Below are 19,847 nucleotides of genomic sequence, written 5' to 3'. Positions count from 1 at the left end.
AGGGCGAGTGACTGAGCGGAGTGAGCCGATGGAAACCGACCTGCTGCCGACGGCGGCCCGCCTGCCCGCCTGGTGGCCTCCGCGCACGACCCCGCCCCGCAGGCCCCCGATCACGCTCGAGGGCGTCCTGGCCGGGGTCCGCGTGCCCGAGGCGGACCCGCGGCGCTGGCGGGAGCAGCTGGAGGAGGCGACCGCCGGGCTGCGCGAGGCGCTGCTGGTCGATCCGGGCGTGGCGCGAGCCGCGCTGGAGTCTCCGGTGTGCCCGCAGGGGTTGCGCGTCAGGGAGGGCATGCTGGCGATCATGCGTGCGGCCGGTCTGCCGGAGGCGACCCGCGCCGCGGCGCTGACCCGGCTGCTGCTGTACGCGATCGCCGATGCCGCGTACCAGCACGCACCGGATGGGCGTCACCCCAGCCTTGCCGCGTGCCGGCACGCGCCGGAAGGACGTCATCCCCGCCTTGCCTCGGCACCGGACGCCCCGTGCGGGGAGTGCTTCCGTTTCGGCCTGAAGCTGCTGCTCGACGGCCTGGCCGCCGCGCTCCCGGACCGAGCCGGATGACCTGCGAGGTGTGGTGGGCCGAGCTCGGCGAGGTGCGGCCCTGGCATGAGGAGCTCCTCGACCCCGTGGAACGGCTCCGCAAGGGCAAGTACCGTGCCCCGGCGGACCGCGACCGTTTCATCCTGGGCTGTGCGATCACCAGGATCATGCTCGGCAGGCGCCTGGGCGTGCCTGCCGCCGGCGTGCCGCTGCGTCGCGACTGCCCGGCCTGTGCCCGCCCGCACGGCAAGCCGCGCCTGCCCGGCGACGAGCTGCACGTCTCGGTGTCTCACTCCGGCCGCTGGGTGGCTGTGGCGATCAGCGGCGTAGGGCCCGTGGGCATCGACGTGGAGCGCGTCGCCGAACGGAGCACGGCGCTGGTGGAGGCGGCGCTCGCGGACGTCGAAGCCGAGGCGCTGGGGCGCACGGCCGACCCCGTGGCCGGATTCATCGCCTACTGGACGCGCAAGGAGGCCGTGCTGAAGGCCACCGGTGACGGGCTGCGCGTGCCCATGTCACACGTGATCGTCTCCCCTCCCGATCAGCCCGCGCGCCTGCTCGGCTTCCGCGGGCGCCCGCTGCTCCGGGTGGCGCTCACGGACCTGCCGCGGCGAGACGGGCACGCCGCGGCGCTCGCGATCGTCGGGGTGCGGGAAATGCCCCGCGTGGCGGCGGGCAGCGCCGCCCCCTACCTGGCGGGGGTCACCACGGCGTGATGTCGTGCCCTTCCGTCCAGATCCGCGCCGCGGCCGTCAGCAGGGCGGCTCTGTCGGCCTCCGCCGGGCCCGGGCGGGCGGGCAGGAAGGCCGTCACGTCGCTCTTCTTCCTGATCACCGACCGGTGGCGGCGGCAGGCGGTGATGAGGCCCTGCGACGGCCCCGCCTCGACGAGGAGAAAGTCGCCGTCGTTCAGCAGCCGGTCGAGCGCCGGCCAGAACAGCACGGGGTCGGCCACCTGCCTGGCCCAGAACCACGGGTCGCCGGCCTGCTCCGCGGTGAGCGGCGCGCACGTGTACGCGGAGTAGAGCGGCAGCCCCGGTGGGCTGTACGTGACGCGGCCGAGCACGTCGAGCCCGCTCCTGGCCAGCTCGTCCACGGCCGGACTATGGAAGCCCAGCGGCGACGGCACGGGGACCACCATGAACCCGGCCTCCCGCAGGTCGTCGGCGACGGCGCCCAGTTCCGCGGCCAGACCGGCGAGCACTGTCTGCCGGGGCGAGTTGACCGCCCCCACCACGACAGAGCCCCGCAGGTAGGGGGCGAGCGCCTCGGCGGCGGCGCCGACCGCCAGCATGCCGCCGGGCGGCTGAGAGGCGGCGGCCGCGACGCGGTGCCGCATCGTGGCCACCGCGTCCTCCAGGGAGAACACCCCCGCCACCACCGCGGCGACGGTCTCCCCCACGCTGTGCCCGAGCAGCGCCCCAGGCCGCAGCCCCCAGCCGATCAGCGTTCGCGCCAGCGCGTGGCCGACGCCGAGCAGCAGCGGCTGGGCCCGCGACACCTCGTCGACGGGGACCCGGGGCTCGCCGGCGAGCCAGTCGGCCCGCACCTCCTCCCCGTCGGGACCGAGCAGGTCGAACAGCTCGTCCATCGCGGCGGTGAAGACGGGCTCGAACCCGTACAGGCCGGCGGCCATCCTGCGGTGCTGCGCACCCTGCCCGGGGAAGAGCAGCGCGACCGGCCGCCGCAGCGCCGCGGACGGCCGCGCGCCCGGCAGCGCCGCCAGCGCGGCCTCCGCGTCCACCGCGACGATCGCGCCGCGCACCGGGCCGTCGCCGCGCTCACAGGCGTTCCACTCGCCGGCGACGGCGGCGAACTCCGCCGCCGTAACCGGTCGCGCTGCCAGCCGTTCTGCCAGCCGCCGCCGCTCCGACTCCCACTCGGCCTCGTCGCGGCCCGACCAGAGCAGCGCCCGCGCGTCGGTCACGTCCTGAAGCTGCACGGTCATGATCTGCTCCTCCACCTAGAAGTAGGCGCGCGCGCCGGTCCTGGCGGTGCGGTAGAGACGCCCCGCCCACCACTGGAGGGCGGCCAGCAACGGGACCAGCACGGCCACGACCCAGAACAGCGGCGCCAGCACGACCGGATCCGCGCTGCCCTCGGCCACCGTCATGCCGGCCGAGTCGCCGTACCGGGAGACGAGCAGGTACGGCAGGCGGCCGATGGCGACGGCGGCCGCGGCGGCGAGCAGGACGACTCCCGACAGGGCGAGCGCGCGCCGGGGCGCGGCCCGCATCGCGAAGACGTCGCACACCACGAGCGCCACGGCGACGACGCCGGCCAGCACCCACACGACGATCGGCTGCTGCACGGAGGCCCGCACGTCGGCGGCCAGCAGGCCCACGCCGAAGGAGATCGCGGCGCCGGCCAGGGCGAGCCGGGTGAGCAGGCTGGCGAGCCCGATGGCCCGCTCGGCGAGCGGTCCCCGGGTCCTGGTCGCCGCGAACGCCGCCCCACGCAGCGCGAAGAACAGCACGGACGTGAGCGCGCAGGCCAGCCCGAACGGGGTGAACAGCACCCCGGCGGTCAGCGGCAGCACGCCGTCCGGCCGCAGCGGCAGGGCGTGGAGCAGCGCGGCGGCGATCGCGCCGAGCGCCAGCGCGATCACGAGGCTGGCGGCGGTGATGGCGGCGGCCCAGCCGCGCCGCCAGCGCGGCGACGGGTGGCGGCGGCGGAAGTGGAAGGAAGCGCCGCGCACCACCATGCCCAGCGCGAACGCGGCGAAGAGCGGGAAGAGCCCGGACAGCAGCGTCCCCTCGAAGACCGGGAAGCCGCCGATGAGCAGGCCCACCACGGAGACGATCCACACCTCGTTGCCGAGAAAGTACGGCCCGATCGTGTCGACGACGGCGTCCCTGTCGCGGTCGCTCCTGCCCAGCACGGGCAGGATGAGCCCGATGCCGATGCTGCGTCCCTCGGTGAGGAGGTATCCGGCGAACATCAGCCCGGTGAGGACGAGCCAAGCAGCGTGCCAGGTCACAGCCGACCTCCGGTGATCGCGAGCTCTTCTTCTTCGTCAGTGTCCGTCTCCTGGCCCTGGGAGCCCAGCTGGGCGGCGTCGGGCCCGCGCCGGGCGAACTTCGCCAGCAGCCGCCAGTCGGTGACGGCCAGTGCCCCGACGACCAGGGTGAAGACGATGAGGGAGGTCAGCAGCACGCCGCTGGTCAGCCCGGGGCTGATCGCGTCCTCGGTCTTGAGGATCTCGTAGACGGCCCACGGCTGGCGGCCCACCTCCCGGAACAGCCAGCCCGCGGTGGCCGCGACGAACGGCACGGGGATCAGCCATGGGAACACCCGCAGCAGCCAGGCGAACCGGGTGAGCAGCAGCGAGATCTTGATGGTCATGAGCGCGGTGATGACGGACACGGCCTGCAGGGTGATGGCCGACCAGATCATGACCGTGCGGGTGATGTAGATGAACTCGTGGACCGGGATGTATTCACCGGGACCGTGCTTGGCGACCATCTCTTCCTGCAGCCGGGCCGCTAAGGCGAGGTCGTTGTCGGCCAGTGCGCCCTTGATGGGCTGCTCCACGTTGATGACGTCGAGCAGGTTGCCGCCCATGAAGGCGGTGATGAACACGAAGACCGGCGCGATGTAGACGGCCATGCGCAGCAGGAGCAGGAACGCGGCCCGGTCCTCGTGACCCTCGGGCAGCCGCCTGAGGTGCCAGGCGCTGACGCCGGCGACGAAGAACGTGCCGGTGGTGATCGCTGCCGCCGCCGCGTGCGGGATGGCGTGCCAGAAGTTCGGGTTGCCGACGAACTCGGCGAAGTCCGCCAGCACCAGCCGCCCATTCGCGGCGGAGGCGTGCCCGACGGGGTGCTGCAGGAACGAGTTGGCCATCAGGACCCAGAAGACCGACATCCAGGCGGTGACGGCGGTGAGCCAGATCATCGCCAGGTGCAGCCGCTTGCCGAGGCGGTTCCAGCCGAAGATCCAGATGCCGAGGAAGGTCGACTCCAGGAAGAACGCCACGAGCGTCTCGATCGCCAGTGGTGCGCCGAAGACGCTGCCGGTGACCTTGGTCAGCCCGCTCCAGTTCAGCCCGAACTGGAACTCCATCACGATGCCCGTGGCGATGCCGAGCGCGTAGTTGATGAGGTAGAGCTGGCCGAAGAATCGGGTCATCCGCTCGTAACGGGGGTTTCCGGTGACCGTCCACATGGTTTGGATGATCACGACGTAGGTGACGAGGCCCAGCGTGAGGGCTACGAACAGCCAGTGCGCGACGGCGGTCAGCGCGAACTGAAGCCGTGCGTAGACGATCGCATCCGCCGGCACGGTGCACTCCTTTGTCAGGCGTCAGTCGGTCAGGTCGAGCAACAGTTCGAGCTGTGCGAAAACAGCGGGCGCCAGGTCCGGGGCGAGGCTGACGCCGCGGGCCACGGAGATGACGAGGTCGGCCGTCGCCTTCGCGTCGGCGCCGGGCGCCGCCTCCGCGAGCACCTCGCGCAGGGCGTCGTGCCAGCCGCGCTCGCTGCTCGCGACGATCTCCCTGATGCGCGCGTCCCTGGCGGCCCGCAGGTCCAGCTCGCGCAGCACCGCGAACAACTCGGGACGGGTGCGGATCATGTCGGCCAGCACCGCCAGGTGATGCCTGATCGTGGCGGCGGCGCTGGGCTGGGGCGGCATCGTCTTCCAGAACTGGCGGGTGGCGAGCTCGACCACCGCGGCCACCAGGTCTTCCTTGGTCGGGAAGTAGTGGTGGACGGTCGAGTGGTCGATGCCGACCTCCTTGGCGACCTCGCGGAGGCGGAGCCCTTCGAAACCTCGGGCCGCGACGCAGTGGAAGGCGGCCTCCACCAGTGCCTGCCGTCGGCTTCCTGTGCTCATGACTCCACCTCCGCGAGACTCCACCAACCAGTTGGTTGAGTCCACCTTAACATCAGGCCTCGTGCGTGTACTCCACGTGGCAGAAGATCGGCTCGATATCGGCCAGCGCCCGGCAGGCCGCGAAGTGCTCCTGGACGCTGGGATGCGCGCGCATGGCGTCGAAGTCCTCCTTGGTGCGCCACTGCGCGTAGTTCACCACCCGGGTGCCGTCGTCGCTGAGGTGCACGTTCGCCGACACGTATCCGGGGAACTTGGTGATCACGTCGGTGGCGTCGAGGATGATGTCGTACATGCGCCGCTGGTTCTCCGGGGTCACCCGGAAGATGTTGATCAGCGTGTAGTGCTTCTCGTCCGTCGTGATGGTCGCCATCGCGCGCGCCTAGGCCCGTGCGGTGATCTGCTCGAGCACGTCCTGGAGCAGGACGCGCGGCTCCCCGGCGGCGCCGGGCGAGCGCCAGGCGACGAAGCCGTCCGGCCGCACCAGCAGCGCCCCCGGCGGGGTGAGGCCGGTGACCTGGAGGAACCTGCCCTCGGCGTCCGCGAGGTCGGTGCCGATCCGGTACGCGGACAGCGGGATGCCGAGTTCGCCGGCCGCGGCCGTGGCGGCGTCGGCCCAGGAGGCGCCGTCGGGCGCGGCCAGCAGCACGAACGTGTCCGTCGCCAGCTCTACCGTGGACACCTTGGCGCCCTCGCGCTCCAGCCAGACGTGCGGCACCCGCAGCCCGGGACGGCCGTCGATGCGCAGCTCCGTCTCCAGGGCCTCGCCGCCCTTCTCGCCGACGAACGCGCCCTCGGGATAGCGGTAGCCGGTGCTGATCACGGTGGAGTTGCGCAGGTCGGGGTGCCCGCCGTCGCCCTCGCTGCGGGTGGTCTGGCGGATCCAGGCCTGGTCGGCGGTCGCCTTGCCCACCGGGTGCCGCTCCTGCTCGTAGCTGTCGAGCAGGCTCTCGCCGGCCCAGCCGCGCAGCACCGCGGCGAGCTTCCAGGCGAGGTTGTGGGCATCCTGCATGCCGGAGTTGGCCCCGTAGCCGCCCGCCGGAGGATGCACGTGGCAGGCGTCGCCGACCAGGAAGATCCGGCCGGACCGGTAGGTGTCGGCGACGTCGTGGGCCAGCCGCCAGCGGTTGACGAGCTGGATGTCGATGGGCAGGTCCGGCTCGCCGAGCGCGGTGCGCAGCAGCTCCAGCGCCTTGTCCTTGGACGTCTCCGCCTCGGCGTGCCGCTCCGGGTCGAAGAACAGGCCGAAGACCCAGCGGGTCTCGTCGAACCGGTGCAGCAGCCCCGCGGCCTCGTTGAGCAGGTACGCGATGAGGAACCTGCGGCCCTCCACCACCGAGTCCAGGTCGGCCTCGAACAGGATGCTCAGCACGTGGCCGATGGTGCCGTTGCCCGACCTGGTGATGCCCAGGGACTCGCGGATGGGGCTGGTCACGCCGTCGGCGGCGATCAGGTAGCGGGCCCTGATCCGCTGCTCGGCGCCGGTGGCCAGGGTGCGCACCACGACGGTCACGCCGTCGGCGTCCTGCTCGTAGGACACCATCTCGGTGCCGAACTCGATCCGCGCGCCGCGCTGCACGGCCTCGCGGATCATCATCGGCTCGAGCCGGTCCTGGCCGCACCAGGCGGGCTCCATGGGGCTGGCGTCGGCCACCTCGACCGTGCCCTCCTCCATGACGAAGGCACGGCCGTTGCCGATGTCGGACAGCCGCTTGGCGCCCAGGATGGCCCGCGGCAGCAGGTCGACCGGCGAGTGGGGCTCGGTCCAGTGCTCACCGGGGATCAGCCGCAGGCCGCGCTCGCGGATCTCCGGCTCCAGCCCGACGCTGTGGAACAACTCCATGGTGCGGGCGCTGACGCCCGCCGCGCGCAGCAGCTGCGCCGTCTTGTCGTTGCGCTCGACCAGGTGGACGTCCACGCCCTGCTGGCTCAGGAAGAGGGCCGACGCCAGTCCGTTCAGCCCGCCCCCGACGACCAGGACGGAAACTTCTCTGTCTGCCATGACGACTCCTTAGTTAGGCGGCCCGGACCACGAGGGCGGAATTGAAGCCCCCGTTCCCGCGGGCGATGACGAGGGTGTTGCGCACCGGGTGCCGCCGAGGCTCCCCGGCGACCAGATCGATCTCGTACTCGTCGGGAATGTCGCTCTCATAGGGCACCGCGGGGATCACGCCGTCCCGGATCATCAGCAGGGCGGTGGTCACGTCCAGCGGCCCGCCCCCCGAGTAGAGGCGGCCGGTGAGGCTCTTGGGCGCGGCCACGGGCACGCCACGTGGGCCGAAGACCTCGCTGATCGCCCGGGCCTCCGTCGTGTCGAGCTCGGGAAGCCCGCCCGCGTCGGCCAGGACCACGTCGACGTCGGCCGGCTCCAGCCCGGCGTCGTCGAGCGCCCCGCGGATGGCCCGCGGCAGCGCCGACGGGCGCCCCGTGCCCGGCGCCGGGTCGAAGGTGGCGGCGTATCCGGCCAGTTCGCCGTACACGTGGGCGCCGCGACTCCGCGCGCCCTCCGCGTCCTCGATGGTGAGCATGGCGCCGCCCTCGCCCGGCAGGTAGCCGGACGCGGCGCGGTGGAAGGGGAGGTAGGCGCCCGCACGGCTGAGCCGGCCGGTCGGGATCTGCCCGGTCAGCCCCCACGGGCACAGCGGCGCCTCCATGCCCCCCGCGATCGCCACCTTGAGTGTGCCGTTGCGCAGCAGGCGGCGGGCGTGGTTGAGTGCGTCGAGGCCGCCCGCCTGCTCGGTGACGACCACGGAGCTGTGTCCGCGGACGTTGTGCCGGATCGAGAGCTGGCCGGTGTTCACCGCGTAGAACCAGGCGAACGACTGGTACGCGCTGACCCGGTGCGGGCCGTCGCTCCACAACTTCTGCAGCTCCCGATGGCCGAACTCGTAGCCGCCGCAGGCGTTGGAGGTGACGATGCCCACGTCGTACAGGCCCAGCGCAGCGAGGTCGAGGGCGGCGTCGTCCAGCGCCCACCCGGTCGCGGCCAGCGAGAACTGGGTGACCCGGTCGGTCTGCGGCATCAGCCGCCCGGGCACGGCCGGCCTGGGCGTGAAGTCCAGCACCTCGCCGCCGTGCTGCACCGGGTACTGCGACGGGTCGAAGCGGGTGAGGCGGCGCAGCCCACTGCGCCCGGTGAGCGTCGCGTCCCAGTACGCGTCCAGGCCCACGCCGTTGGGGGCCACCACGCCCAGGCCGGTGACGACGGTCCTGGTGGCCGTCTGGGTGGTGCCACTCATGCCGACCAGCTCCTCGGGCCGCGCAGCACCGCCGCGCTCTGGAAGCCGCCGAAGCCGCTGGCCACGCTGAGCGCGACGTCGACGCGCGCCTCCCTGGCCGTCCGGGGGATGTAGTCCAGGTCGCACTCCGGGTCGGGGTCGTGCAGGGTGGCCGTGGGCGGCACCACGCCGTGCTCGATGGCCAGCGCGCAGGTGGCCAGCTCGATGGAGCCGACCGAGCCGAGCGCATGGCCGATCGCCGCCTTGATCGAGCTGATCGGCACGCCGTAGGCGGCGGCGCCGAGCGACGTCTTGAACGCCGCGGTCTCGTGCAGGTCGTTCTGCTTGGTGCCGGAGCCGTGGGCGCTGACGTAGCCGAAGTCCTCCGGGTTGACCCGGGCCTGGCCCATGGACACGGTGATCGCCTCGGCCATCTCCGCGCCGTCGGGCCGCAGGCCGGTCATGTGGTAGGCGTTGCATCGGGTGGCGAAGCCGGCGACCTCGGCGTAGATGTGCGCGCCTCGCCGTACGGCGTGCTCGTACTCCTCCAGCACCACGATGGCCGCGCCCTCACCCAGCACGAAGCCGTTGCGGGTGATGTCGAACGGGCGGCAGGCCCGCTCCGGGTCGTCGTTGCGCGGGGTGGTGGCCTTGATGGCGTCGAAGCAGGCCGAGGTGATCGGGGAGATCGGGGCGTCGGACGCGCCGGTGATCACGACGTCGGACGTGCCCTCCCTGATCAGCTCCAGGGCGTATCCGATCGAGTCCATGCCCGACGTGCAGCCGGTCGAGACCACGGTGGCCGGCCCCTCAGCGCCCGCCTGCCAGGCGATCTCCCTGGCCATCGAGCTGGGCACGAAGTAGTCGAAGATCCACGGGTCGGCGCGGGTGTGGTCCACCAGCCAGCGCTCGCCCGTGTGGCTGGTGGCCGCGTACTGCCGGTCCAGGCTCATGGTGGCGCCGATCGCGGTGCCGACGGCCACGCCGATCCGCTCGGGGGCGACGGGCTGCACGCTCAGGCCACTGTCGTCCAGCGCCTCACGCAGGGAGTAGAGCGCGAACTGCAGCACCCGGTCGAACTTGGCCACCTCGTGCTCGGTGAAGCCCTCGGCGATCGGGTCCCAGTCGACCTCTGCCGCGATGCGCGAGCGGAACCGGCTGGCATCGAACAGCGAGATCGGGCGGGTGGCGGTCCGGCCCGAGGTGATGAACTCCCAGAACTCCTTGCGACCGACCCCACCGGGAACGCACATGCCGATCCCGGTGATGACTGCTCTTTTCACGATCATCCTCCCACTTTTGGCGGGGGCGCGGCCGGGAAGGGCATCGGCTCGACGTCCACGTGCCCCAGCTCCGGGCTGGGGGCGAGCGGCGCGATGTGGAAGACCACCAGCGCCGGCTCGTCGCCGGTGTTCTCGATCCGGTGTTCCTTGCCGCGCGGCACGAACAACGCATCGCCCTGCGCGGCGGGGAGTTCCTCGCCGTCGATGCGGACCGACAGCCGGCCCTCGGCGACGAACCAGTACTCGTCGGAGTAGGGGTGGTAGTGTGCGGCCACGATCTCCCCTGGCGCCAGGTTCATCGTGCCGAGGAAGCCCGAGGTGGAGCCGACAGAGTTGGGCGTCAGCAGGGCCCGGATGTCGCAGCCGAAGCGCCTGGTCGGCGTGACGTCCGTCAACGAGATCTTGTTGGCCATCACGCCGCCCGCTTGGCCAGCAGCACATGGAAGTCGATGCCCGGCTTGGCCACGGGCTCGTTGGAGGTGATCTCCAGTCCCGCCTTGGCCAGCAGCTGCTCGTACGTCTCCGCCGAGTGAACCTCGCCCTGGGTGGTCCAGGCGAGCATCAGCAGGTCGAACAGGTAGGGCGCGGGGTCTTCCGCGGGCGTCTTGCCCGAGGTGGTGAAGCCCACGATGCCCAGCCTGCCGTCCGGCTTGAGCGCGGACGCGGTCCGCGCCAGCAGGTCGGCGGCGCGCTCGGCGGAGAAGTGGTGCAGCACGTTCGTGACCAGCACCAGGTCGTACGGCCCGCCGAGCGGGGTCTCGAACATGTCGCCGGGGATGCGCTCGACCCGGTCGGCCACGCCCAGCCTGACCGCGTGCTTGTGCGCCTCGTCCAGCACGTTCGGCCAGTCCAGGGACCACACGCGGGCCTGCTCGTAGCGCCTGGCCACGGTGTAGCCGTAGATGCCGTGGCCGCAGGCCACGTCGAGCACCTTCAGCTCGTCCCGGCCGGCCGCCCACGGCTGGAGCGCGTCGGCGAGCAGATCGGCCGTCGGCTCCGCGACCACGTTGGCGTAGCGGGCGAAGTCCTCCCAGAACTCGTACTCGGCGGTCTCCGCGTTCTCGGCGAGCACCGTGCCGCCGTGCCGTACGGCGTCGGCGATGCGCTTGTGCGCGTCCCACTCCCAGTCGCTGGCGAAGACGTTCACCATGCCGCCCGCGTAGTCGGGACGGCCGGGGACCAGCAGGTCGGCGTGCTCGTCGGAGAGCCAGAAGCGGGTGCCGTCGGACTCGACGAGGCGCACGGCGGCCAGCGCGCTCAGCAGGATCCGGGCGCCCCGCGCGTCGGCGCCGACGCCGCGGCCCACCTCCTCGGGGGTGACGGGACCGCCCGCCAGGTGCTCGAAGACGTTCAGCTTGACGGCGGCGCGCAGCAGGCTCGTCTGCTGGTACGCCTTCATCATGCCGAAGAGCTGCTTACGATCCATGATCACTCCGCTTCCCAGCAGTAGAACTCGGTGGCCCGGGAGTCCCTGGGCCCCTGCCACGTCGGCAGGTAGGGCGTCAGGTAGGGCTTGACGCGCTCGGCGGTCTCGGCGAAGACCGGGTGCCCGCGCCAGGCGTAGATCCGGTCCATGAGGTCGCCGTCGAGGTCGTCGGGGGCCTCGACCAGGTGGAAGTACAGACCGTGGTAGCTGAACAGCGTGCGGCGCACGGCCCCGATATCGGTGGGCAGCGACGAGCGGTCGTGATCAGCGAATGCCTGCGCCACGTGCGGCGCGTCGCTCGGGCTCATTTTCATGACGAGGAGTGCCCGCTGCATTTCCGTCCTCCAGGAGCTTGATGATGACAGAGCGGTCGATCTTGCCGTTGGTGTTGAGCGGCATCCGGTCCAGCCGGCTGATGGAGCGCGGCACCATGTGGTTCGGCAGGCGGGAGCGCAGGGCCACCAGGAGCCCGGCCTCGCCGTCCGCGTCCGCGCCGGTGTGCACGGCCGCCAGCCAGGTACGCCCGTCGCCGCCCGACATGGGCACCACCACGGCCTCCACGACGCCCGGCTGGGCGCGCAGGATCGTCTCGATCTCGCCGAGCTCGACGCGGTATCCCTGAATCTTCACCTGGTGGTCCAGGCGGCCCAGGTGGAGCAGCCCGCCGTCCTGCCTGCGCACCAGGTCGCCGGTGCGGTACCAGAGGTCGGGACCGGCGGCCGGCAGGTCGCCGCAGACGATCGCCCGCGTGCCGTCGAAGCGGACGAACCTGCCCTTGTTGCTGGCCGGGTCCAGGTATCCGGCGAAGCGCTGCGGACCGCGTACGCAGAGCTCGCCCAGGTCGGAGGGCAGGCCGTCGTCATCGACGATCAGTTCCTCGTGCCCCGGGTAGAGGGTGCCGATCGGGACCGTCCCGTTGGCCGGCCTGGGCCAGCTCTCCACCTCGCCGGGGAGCCGGAACTGGGTGCAGCTCAGCGTCAGCTCGGTCGGGCCGTACAGGTTCTCGATGACGGAGTTCGGCGCGGCCGCCCGCCAGGCGCGGGCCTGGTCGAGGGTGAGTCGCTCGCCGCAGAACAGGCTCCAGCGCAGCGCCGGCATGGCGCCTTCCGGCAGGCGTCCGAGCTGGATGGCCACCGACACCAGGGAGGGCACGGAGAACCAGTGGGTGATGCCCTCACGGGCGGCGAACCGGGCGGGCGCCAGCAGGTCGCCTCGGGTGGGCACGACCAGCGTGGCGCCCGAGCCCCAGGTGGCGAACAGGTCGAAGACGGACAGGTCGAAGGTCAGGTCGAACGTCTGCGTGACCCGGCAGCCCGGCCCCAGCTCGTAGCGCGGGATCACGTAGGACAGATAGGCGGACACGTTGGCGTGGCTGATGGGGACCCCCTTCGGGGTGCCCGTCGAGCCGGAGGTGAACAGGATGTAGGCGACGCCGTCGCGGAGCTCGGCCGTGCCCGGCCGTCGCAGGACGTCGGATCCGTCCGTGAGGACGATGTCCGCGCCCGCCGCGGTGACGATCTCTTCGTTGCGCGCCGCCGGCCAGGCCGGGTTGAGCGGCACCACCACGGCGCCGAGGCGCTGGGCGGCGAGGTAACCGGCGTAGGTACCGGCCGCGCGGGTGGCGTGCAGAGCGACGGTGGCCGGAGCCCCGCCGTTGACCTCGACGATCCGCTCGGCCAGCCCGGCCGCGCGCGCCTCCAGCTCAGCGTAGGTGAGCGTGTCGCCGCCCGTCTGGAGGGCGATTTCCTGGGGGTGCGCGGCCGCGGCCGCGGCGAACCAGTCGTACAGGGTGCGATCAAGTGTCATGGGAGTCTCCTGCCGGGGCCTCCGGCGGGCAGCCGCCGAAGGCCCGCGCTCGGCGTCAGGCGGCGGCCGCCTGCTCGACCTTCTCCTTGATGACCGCCATCTGGATCTTGGTGTTCTTGTTGATGCGGTCGGTGATGGAAGCCAGGTCGAAGGGGGCCTCGGGCTTGACGGCGAACTCCTGCTGCCAGCGCATCCGGGTGCCGCCGTTCTCCTCGGCGTAGTCCCAGTAGATCTTCATGTACTCGAAGGGACCCGTCTCCACGCGGTGGGCCGCGGCGCGCTTGTTGGCCTTGTCCCAGGTGCGCTTGCTGACCCAGCTCCAGATCGAGCCGTCGGGGTCGGGCACCATGGTCAGCCGGAACGTCGCCGTGTTGCCCTCCTCCTCGAGCACGTCGATGGAGGCGTACTCGGTGAACAGGCTGGGCCAGTTGCGCAGGTCGTTGGTGATCTTCCACACCACGTCGAACGGCGCGTCGATCCAGACGGAGTTGTCGGTGCTGCCGGCCATGGTCATCCTCCATTCGCCACAAGGTCGTAGATCTCGGCCGGGCTCAGTTCCCCGGCCGTCTCCGGGAGCGCCACGCGGTACTTCTGCTCGATCACCGTCTGGAGCTCCAGCACTCCGATGGAGTCCACGCCCAGCTCGGCGAGCGAGGTGTCCCAGGAGTCGTCCAGCACGTCCTCGTCGAGGCCGAGGTTGGCCGTGAGGATCTGCCGCAGGGCGTTCGTATCGATGGTCGCGGTCGTCATGGCGGTCACACGGCCTCGCACTCGAGGAGCGTCCAGTGGTAAACGGACGGCTCCTGGACCAGCTTGAAGCCCGAGCGCTCGAACAGGGTCCGCCAGTCGTCCAGGCTGCGCTCGCGCCCGCCGAACAGCACCAGCATGTCCACGTCGAGGAACTTGCCGTGGTCCCACTTGTTGTCCGGCGCGAGCACCGAGTCGAACACCAGCAGCCGCGCGCCGGTCTCGCCGATCTGCGCCCTGATCCTGCGCAGCAGGTTCTCGGCCTTCTCGTCCGACATCCAGTGCAGGACGGCCTTGAGCAGGTACGCGTCGTGGCCGGCCGGGATCTCGGCCTGGTTGAGGTCGCCGCCCTCGACGGTGACCCGGGCGGAGACGCCGTGGTCGGCGAGCACCTGCCCGGCCTTGCGCACCACGTCCGGGTAGTCGAACAAGTAGGCCGTCATCTGCGGGTTGCGGCGCAGCACCTGCGCGAGGAAGAAGCCGTCGCCGCCGCCGAGGTCGGCCAGGCTGGCGAAGCGCTCGAAGTGGTACTGCTCCAGCTCCTCCTCGATGAACTGACGGCTCCAGAAGGACATGAACTCGTCGAAGAAGAGCCCCACCTCGGGGTTCTTCTCGAGGTACACGTTGAACGGCATGCCCAGCGCCCGCTCCACGGCCGGCTCGCCGGTGCGGACGCTGTGCATGATCTCGTCGAACGGCCGCGCCGTCAGGTCCAGGTTGTTGTACTTGACGAGCGGCAGCACACCATCGCCATTGTCCGAGCGCAGGCCGTCGGCCAGCGGCGTGAGCTGGAAGACCTTGGCCGGGCCCTCCTCGAAGATGCCCACGGACGCGGCATTGCGCAGGATCCGGTACAGCGCGTCGGTGTGCGCGCCCGCCTTCTTGGCGATGACGTCGACCGGCAGCGGGCCGTCGGCGAGGATGTCCGCCACCCCGAGCTCGGCGAGGACATGGACCACGCGCGAGAGCCGGCCGCCGCAGGCCAGCAGCAGCAGCTGCTGGGCGTGGAGTCTGGTGGGGTCGTTGTGGACGAGGTCCTTGTCGTTGGTGAGCGTGGCCACCGGGTGCCTCCCTAGGCGTTGATGAGCTCGTTGATTTTGTCCAGGGCCTGCCTGGGCGTTTTCACGTCGCCCAGGATTTCTTCGGCGAGGTCGATGCCGTATTGATGCTTGATTTGGCTGAGAACCTCGAGCAGGGCCACGGAGTCGTAGCCGAGCTGTTCGAAGAGAACGTCGATGACGGTGTCGTCCAGTCGGCCTTCATCCGGCTCACCCGCGTGGGTCTCCATGAGCTCGATGAATTCGGCTAACGTGAATTCCCTCATGGCGTAGACGTTATGAGCGGCCGGCGAAGGCTCGATCCAGAGTCGTTATAGGCCATCGAATTCGCCGTTCTCGGCGTTGAATTGCTCCAGGAATTTCAGGTCGTGCGTGCCGGCGCGGAACATCGGGTGACCGATGACCGCGCGGTGGAAGCCGAGGGTCGTGCTGACCCCGCGGCCCTCGATGCGGAACTCCCCGAGCGCCCGGTCCATGCGGTCGAGCGCCTCGTCCCTGGTGGAGGCCCACACGACGAGCTTGGCGAGCATCGAGTCGTAGTACGGGCTGACCTGCATGCCGGCGGTGTAGCCCGAGTCCACCCTGGTCCACGGGCCCGCCGGCGGCTCGAAGACCTCCAGCAGGCCGGGCGCGGGCGCGAAGCCGCGCCGCGGGTCCTCGGCGTTGACGCGGCACTCGATGGCCGCGCCGTGGAGGACGACGTCCTCCTGTTTGACCGACAGCGGCAGCCCGGCGGCCACCCTGATCTGCTCCTTGATCAGGTCCACGCCGGTGACCATCTCGGTGACCGGGTGCTCGACCTGGATCCGGGTGTTCATCTCCATGAAGAAGAAGCGCCCCTGGTCGTCCAGGAGGAACTCCATGGTGCCCGCGCCGCTGTAACCGACCGACAGCGCGCCCCGCAGGGCCAGCTCCCCGATCTCCGCGCGCCCCCGCGCGTCCAGCCGGGTGCAGGGCGCCTCCTCGATCAGCTTCTGATGCCTGCGCTGGATCGAGCAGTCGCGCTCGCCCAGGTGCACGCCCTCGCCGTCGAGGTCGCACATGATCTGCACCTCGACGTGCCGCGCTCCGGTGAGGTAACGCTCCACGTAGACGGTCGGGTCGCGGAACACCGCGTGGGCGGTCGCCTGAGTCGTGGTGAACGCCTCGGCGAACTCCCTGGGATCGTGGACCACCGTCATCCCGCGCCCGCCGCCGCCCGCGGCGGCCTTGATGATGACCGGGTAGCTGATCTCGGCGGCGATCGCCTCACCCTCCTTGACGGATCTGACGGGCTCGATCGTGCCCGGCAGCATGGGCAGGCCCGCCTCGGCCATCAGTGCCCGCGCCGTGGCCTTGTTCCCGAGCTGCTGCATCACCTCCGGGCGGGGACCGACGAAGACCAGGTCCTCCTGTGCGCAGATCTCGGCGAAGTCGGGATCCTCGGACAGGAAGCCGTACCCGGGGTGGATGGCGTCGGCACCGGTGGTGCGGGCGGCCTCGATGATGTTGGCGATGTTGAGGTAGCTCGCGCTGGGCTGCGGCGGGCCGATGTGCACGGCCTGGTCCGCCATGCGCACCACGGGCGAGTCCCGGTCCGCGGTGGAGTGCACGGCGACGACGGCGATGCCCAGCTCGCGGCAGGCACGGGCGACGCGGAGGGCGATCTCGCCCCGGTTGGCGATGAGGAGTTTGCTGAACACACCGGCCCCCGTCAGTCCGCGTCGCCGTCGGGCACGATGCGCACGAGCGGCTGGTCGTACTGGACCGGCTCGCCGTCGGCCGGGTAGATCTCGGCGATCCGGCCCGCCACGTCGGCGTCGATCTTGTTCATCAGCTTCATGGCCTCGACGATCGCGAGTGTCTCGCCGACGCCTACGACGTCCCCGACGGAGACGAACGGGGCGGCGCCCGGCTGCGGGGCCCGGTAGAAGGTCCCCACCAGCGGCGCGGTCACCACGTGCCCCGTGGGAGCACTGTCCGCGGCCTCCTCCTGCCCCACCGGCTCCGCGGTCGCGGCGACGACGGGCTTGGGCGGGCGCGGCCCGGCGTCGGCCTGCTCGCCGTCCTGCGGCCACTCGATCTCGACGACCTGGTCGACGACCCTGATCGCGATCCGGCGCACCTTGCCCGGCTGGCTGCGGACCAGCTCGGCGGCGTCGGCCCAGAGCGCCCGCAGGTCCTCGACACCGGTGACTTCCTCGTTCATGCGCTCCAGGCCTCCTCAGGCAGGTGTTCGGTACTGCCGACCCGCCGGATCCGCTGGTATCGGGTGGCGATCAGGGTCGCCTCGTCGAGCTCGGCGAGCTCTTCCAGCTGCTCCAGTACGGCCCGGCGCAGGTTGGCCGCCGCCGCGGCCGGGTCGGTGTGCGCACCGCCGGGTGGCTCGGGCACCACGCCGTCGGCGATGCCGAGCTCCAGCAGGTCGGTGGCGGTGATCTTCAGCGCTGTCGCGGCCGCGATGGCGGAGTCCGCGGTGCGCCACAGGATGGCCGCGCAGCCCTCGGGGCTGATGACCGAGTAGAAGCTGTTCTCCAGCATCAGCAGCCGGTCGCAGGTGGCCAGCGCCAGCGCGCCGCCGCTGCCGCCCTCGCCGGTCACCACCGCGACGATGGGGACGTCGAGCAGGCTGGCTCGCATGATCATCTGCGCGATCGCGGTGGACTGGCCCCGCTCCTCGGCCTCCACTCCCGGGTACGCGCCGGGCGTGTCGACCAGCGTGACCACGGGCAGCCCGAAGCGCTCGGCGTGGTCGAACAGCCGCAGCGCCTTGCGGTAGCCCTCCGGGTGCGGCATGCCGAAGTTGCGGTGCACCAGTTCCTTGGTGTCGTGGCCCTTCTGGTGCCCGATGACCACGACCGAGCGTCCGCCGATCCTGGCGATCCCGCCGACGATCGCCGGGTCGTCCGCGAACCAGCGGTCCCCGTGCAGCTCGACGAACTCGTCGAACGCGTCCTCCAGGTAGTCCAGCATGGTCGGCCGCCCGGCGTTCCTGGCCAGCTGCACCACCGTCCACGGATCGACGTCCGGGGCCGGCAGCCGGCGCACGATGGCAGGCCCGGCGAGCTTGTCCGCGCTGCCCGCCGGCGCGTGCAGCGACAGCAGCCTGATCAGCAGCGGGCGCAGGTCGGCCCGCGGCACGACGCGGTCGACGAGCCCGTGCTCGAGCAGGAAGTCGCTGCTCTGGAACCCGGGGGGCAGCTCCTGACGGATGGTCTGCTGGATCACCCGGGGCCCGGCGAACCCGACCAGCGCCCCCGACTCGGCCACCACGACGCTGCCCAGCATGGCGAACGAGGCCGACACACCGCCGAAGGTGGGATCGGTGAGCACGCAGACCGAGAACACCCCGGCCTCCGCCAGGCGGGCGAAGGCCTGGCTGGTCTTGGCCATCTGCAGCAGCGACACCGCGCCTTCCTGCATGCGCGCCCCGCCAGAGGCGCACACCACGATCAGCGGGTGCCGGGTCCGCTCGGCGTGCTCGGCCGCCCGGGTCACCAGCTCGCCGACCGCGCCGCCCATGCTGCCGCCCATGAAGGAGAACTCCATGACGGCCAGGACCACGGGGTGACCGCCGATCTGCGCGGTGCCGCTGACCAGCGCCTCGCGTTCGCCGGTCGCCCTCCTCGCCTCCTCCAGCCGTTCGGCGTACGGCCGGCGGTCGGCGAAGCCGAGCGGGTCGTCCGGTGTGGCGATCTCGTGGTCGAACTCGGTGAAGCTGCCCTCGTCGGCCAGCATCCCGATGCGTTGCCTGGCGGTCAGCCGCCAGTGGTGCGAGCATTCCTGGCAGACATGGAGATTGCCGGCCAGCCGCTTGAGGTACAGCAGGCGGCCGCATCCTGGGCACTTACCCCACCGGATCTCGTGAGTGTCTCTGATCGGTGTGACGGACATATCTGACCTCTGCTTCGTGAGACCGTTGCCGACATTGAAGGAGCCGGGCTTCCAGGACCGATCCAGATCGGAGTGGAGGCGCGTCCACGCCCGGCCGAGGCGGTGCTCACTCACACGGTCAGGGCCAGCGCCACCCCGGCATGCGAGCCGTACTGGGTGGTCATGAAGGCGCGGTACGGCCTGCGCAGGGCGTTCCTGTCACCCCTGGCCGGGGTCAGCGCGAACCATGCCACCACGATCGCTCCCAGCAGGGTCACGACGGCGGACATGATGAGCACCGGCGCCACGTGCAGGGCGGCGAGGACGAACGCCACGCCGAGCGCCGGCGCGATCAGGCCGACCAGCCGCCGCGCCGCGGTGTCGCCCAGCAGCACGGCGATCGTGCGGCGGCCCGCCGCACGATCGCCGTCGATGTCGCCGAAGTCCTTGGCGATGGCACCGACCAGGCCCATCCACAGCGACATCGCGCCCGCGCAGACGAGCGCCGGCAGGCCGCCGCCGGACGCGGCGCTGGCAGACGCGGCGCTGGCAGACGCGGCGCTGGCGGATCCGGCCAGGTAGGTCACCAGCCCGCCGAGCGCGGCCACGGCGATCGTCGCGCCGGGGTTGTTCTTGAGCTGGAACGGCGGCGCGGAGTACAGGTAGCCGAGCAGCATGAAGATCACGACGGCCACGAGGAACTCCCAGCCCATGACGATGCCCCCGGCCAGCGCCCCCACGCCGGTCAGCCGCACGTATCGGAGCGCGACGTGCCTGGGCAGGACGCCGGAGGCGATGGGGCGGCGGGAGCCGTTGATGCGGTCCTCCAGCACGTCGGTCGCCCCGTTGAGGAGATAGACGAACACGACCGCGCACTCCCAGGTGAACGCGCCGAAGCCGACGGCGGCGAGGTCGGTCTCACCCGCGGCGTAGCCGAGCGCGGCTCCCGTGAGGAACCGGAACAGGAAGATGATCTGGACGATCGGGCGGGCCTCGGACAGGCATAAGCCGAGATCGGAAATCGCGGTGGCTGGGATTCGGCGAAGGGCTGCGCTTCGGTTCGGTGTGTTGTCCCCCATGCTCCGGA

At 71.4% G+C, this 19,847-nt stretch carries 22 protein-coding genes; 2 read left to right on the top strand and 20 right to left on the bottom strand.

The genetic code is table 11. From position 1 onward, the window contains the following. The first annotated feature begins 28 nt into the window (after positions 1–28). Both ACTWQA_RS40140 and ACTWQA_RS40135 read left to right on the top strand, forming a co-directional pair. Entirely contained in the window at positions 29–559 is a 531-nt protein-coding gene (locus ACTWQA_RS40140; protein ID WP_443164151.1) for a TetR/AcrR family transcriptional regulator C-terminal domain-containing protein, read from the top strand. Beyond that, positions 556–1,254, top strand: a complete 699-nt coding sequence (locus tag ACTWQA_RS40135; RefSeq protein ID WP_443164150.1) for a 4'-phosphopantetheinyl transferase family protein — start codon at positions 556–558, stop codon at positions 1,252–1,254. The genes ACTWQA_RS40140 and ACTWQA_RS40135 overlap by 4 nt, the downstream gene beginning before the upstream one ends. Here ACTWQA_RS40135 and ACTWQA_RS40130 read toward each other — a convergent pair. The 20 genes from ACTWQA_RS40130 to ACTWQA_RS40035 form a co-directional block, all read right to left on the bottom strand. Continuing rightward, on the bottom strand, positions 1,241–2,485 hold the full coding sequence (locus tag ACTWQA_RS40130; protein ID WP_443164149.1) for an acyltransferase domain-containing protein: 1,245 nt from the start codon (positions 2,483–2,485) through the stop codon (positions 1,241–1,243). The genes ACTWQA_RS40135 and ACTWQA_RS40130 overlap by 14 nt on opposite strands. A 15-nt stretch (positions 2,486–2,500) precedes the next feature. Next, on the bottom strand, positions 2,501–3,517 hold the full coding sequence (locus ACTWQA_RS40125) for a cytochrome d ubiquinol oxidase subunit II (RefSeq protein ID WP_443164148.1): 1,017 nt from the start codon (positions 3,515–3,517) through the stop codon (positions 2,501–2,503). After that, a complete protein-coding gene (locus ACTWQA_RS40120; RefSeq protein ID WP_443164147.1) occupies positions 3,514–4,821 on the bottom strand; it encodes a cytochrome ubiquinol oxidase subunit I in 1,308 nt (435 codons plus the stop codon). The genes ACTWQA_RS40125 and ACTWQA_RS40120 overlap by 4 nt, the downstream gene beginning before the upstream one ends. Positions 4,822–4,842: 21 nt before the next feature. After that, a complete protein-coding gene (locus ACTWQA_RS40115) occupies positions 4,843–5,373 on the bottom strand; it encodes a TetR/AcrR family transcriptional regulator (protein WP_443164146.1) in 531 nt (176 codons plus the stop codon). Between the two features lie 52 nt (positions 5,374–5,425). Then, a complete protein-coding gene (locus ACTWQA_RS40110) occupies positions 5,426–5,743 on the bottom strand; it encodes an antibiotic biosynthesis monooxygenase family protein (protein WP_305917172.1) in 318 nt (105 codons plus the stop codon). 9 nt (positions 5,744–5,752) lie between these two features. Further along, the gene (locus ACTWQA_RS40105; protein WP_443164145.1) at positions 5,753–7,372 is read right to left on the bottom strand and encodes an FAD-dependent oxidoreductase; all 1,620 of its coding nucleotides are present in this window, start codon (positions 7,370–7,372) and stop codon (positions 5,753–5,755) included. Positions 7,373–7,385: 13 nt separating this feature from the next. Next, positions 7,386–8,609 (bottom strand): ketosynthase chain-length factor, encoded by a 1,224-nt coding sequence (locus ACTWQA_RS40100; RefSeq protein ID WP_443164144.1) that lies wholly within the window; start codon positions 8,607–8,609, stop codon positions 7,386–7,388. After that, a complete protein-coding gene (locus ACTWQA_RS40095) occupies positions 8,606–9,877 on the bottom strand; it encodes a beta-ketoacyl-[acyl-carrier-protein] synthase family protein (RefSeq protein ID WP_443164143.1) in 1,272 nt (423 codons plus the stop codon). The genes ACTWQA_RS40100 and ACTWQA_RS40095 overlap by 4 nt, the downstream gene beginning before the upstream one ends. Next, positions 9,874–10,284 (bottom strand): cupin domain-containing protein, encoded by a 411-nt coding sequence (locus tag ACTWQA_RS40090; RefSeq protein WP_443164142.1) that lies wholly within the window; start codon positions 10,282–10,284, stop codon positions 9,874–9,876. The genes ACTWQA_RS40095 and ACTWQA_RS40090 overlap by 4 nt, the downstream gene beginning before the upstream one ends. Further along, a complete protein-coding gene (locus ACTWQA_RS40085) occupies positions 10,284–11,297 on the bottom strand; it encodes a methyltransferase (RefSeq protein WP_327581130.1) in 1,014 nt (337 codons plus the stop codon). The genes ACTWQA_RS40090 and ACTWQA_RS40085 overlap by 1 nt, the downstream gene beginning before the upstream one ends. Positions 11,298–11,299: 2 nt before the next feature. Then, the gene (locus ACTWQA_RS40080) at positions 11,300–11,605 is read right to left on the bottom strand and encodes a TcmI family type II polyketide cyclase (protein ID WP_305917177.1); all 306 of its coding nucleotides are present in this window, start codon (positions 11,603–11,605) and stop codon (positions 11,300–11,302) included. After that, complete coding sequence (locus tag ACTWQA_RS40075; protein WP_443164141.1) at positions 11,562–13,103, bottom strand: AMP-binding protein; 1,542 nt, start codon at positions 13,101–13,103, stop codon at positions 11,562–11,564. The genes ACTWQA_RS40080 and ACTWQA_RS40075 overlap by 44 nt, the downstream gene beginning before the upstream one ends. A 55-nt stretch (positions 13,104–13,158) precedes the next feature. After that, entirely contained in the window at positions 13,159–13,611 is a 453-nt protein-coding gene (locus ACTWQA_RS40070) for an SRPBCC family protein (RefSeq protein ID WP_327581127.1), read from the bottom strand. A gap of 2 nt (positions 13,612–13,613) precedes the next feature. Next, entirely contained in the window at positions 13,614–13,853 is a 240-nt protein-coding gene (locus tag ACTWQA_RS40065) for an acyl carrier protein (RefSeq protein ID WP_305917180.1), read from the bottom strand. A gap of 5 nt (positions 13,854–13,858) precedes the next feature. After that, the gene (locus tag ACTWQA_RS40060) at positions 13,859–14,911 is read right to left on the bottom strand and encodes a methyltransferase (protein ID WP_443164140.1); all 1,053 of its coding nucleotides are present in this window, start codon (positions 14,909–14,911) and stop codon (positions 13,859–13,861) included. Positions 14,912–14,922: 11 nt separating this feature from the next. Then, the gene (locus tag ACTWQA_RS40055; RefSeq protein WP_305917182.1) at positions 14,923–15,174 is read right to left on the bottom strand and encodes an acyl carrier protein; all 252 of its coding nucleotides are present in this window, start codon (positions 15,172–15,174) and stop codon (positions 14,923–14,925) included. Positions 15,175–15,219: 45 nt separating this feature from the next. Further along, on the bottom strand, positions 15,220–16,590 hold the full coding sequence (gene accC, locus ACTWQA_RS40050; protein ID WP_443164139.1) for an acetyl-CoA carboxylase biotin carboxylase subunit: 1,371 nt from the start codon (positions 16,588–16,590) through the stop codon (positions 15,220–15,222). Positions 16,591–16,601: 11 nt separating this feature from the next. After that, entirely contained in the window at positions 16,602–17,096 is a 495-nt protein-coding gene (locus ACTWQA_RS40045; RefSeq protein WP_305917184.1) for an acetyl-CoA carboxylase biotin carboxyl carrier protein, read from the bottom strand. Continuing rightward, positions 17,093–18,781 (bottom strand): acetyl-CoA carboxylase carboxyltransferase subunit alpha, encoded by a 1,689-nt coding sequence (locus tag ACTWQA_RS40040; RefSeq protein ID WP_443164138.1) that lies wholly within the window; start codon positions 18,779–18,781, stop codon positions 17,093–17,095. Before ACTWQA_RS40040 ends, ACTWQA_RS40045 begins: the two co-directional genes overlap by 4 nt. Positions 18,782–18,891: 110 nt before the next feature. Beyond that, positions 18,892–19,839: a UbiA family prenyltransferase gene (locus ACTWQA_RS40035; protein WP_443164137.1), complete on the bottom strand. Its 948-nt coding sequence runs from the start codon at positions 19,837–19,839 to the stop codon at positions 18,892–18,894. Between the last annotated feature and the right edge of the window lie 8 nt (positions 19,840–19,847).

The sequence above is a fragment of the Nonomuraea sp. 10N515B genome, assembly GCF_052245915.1.
Lineage (GTDB): Bacteria > Actinomycetota > Actinomycetes > Streptosporangiales > Streptosporangiaceae > Nonomuraea.
This window is presented reverse-complemented; position numbering and strand designations above follow the sequence as displayed.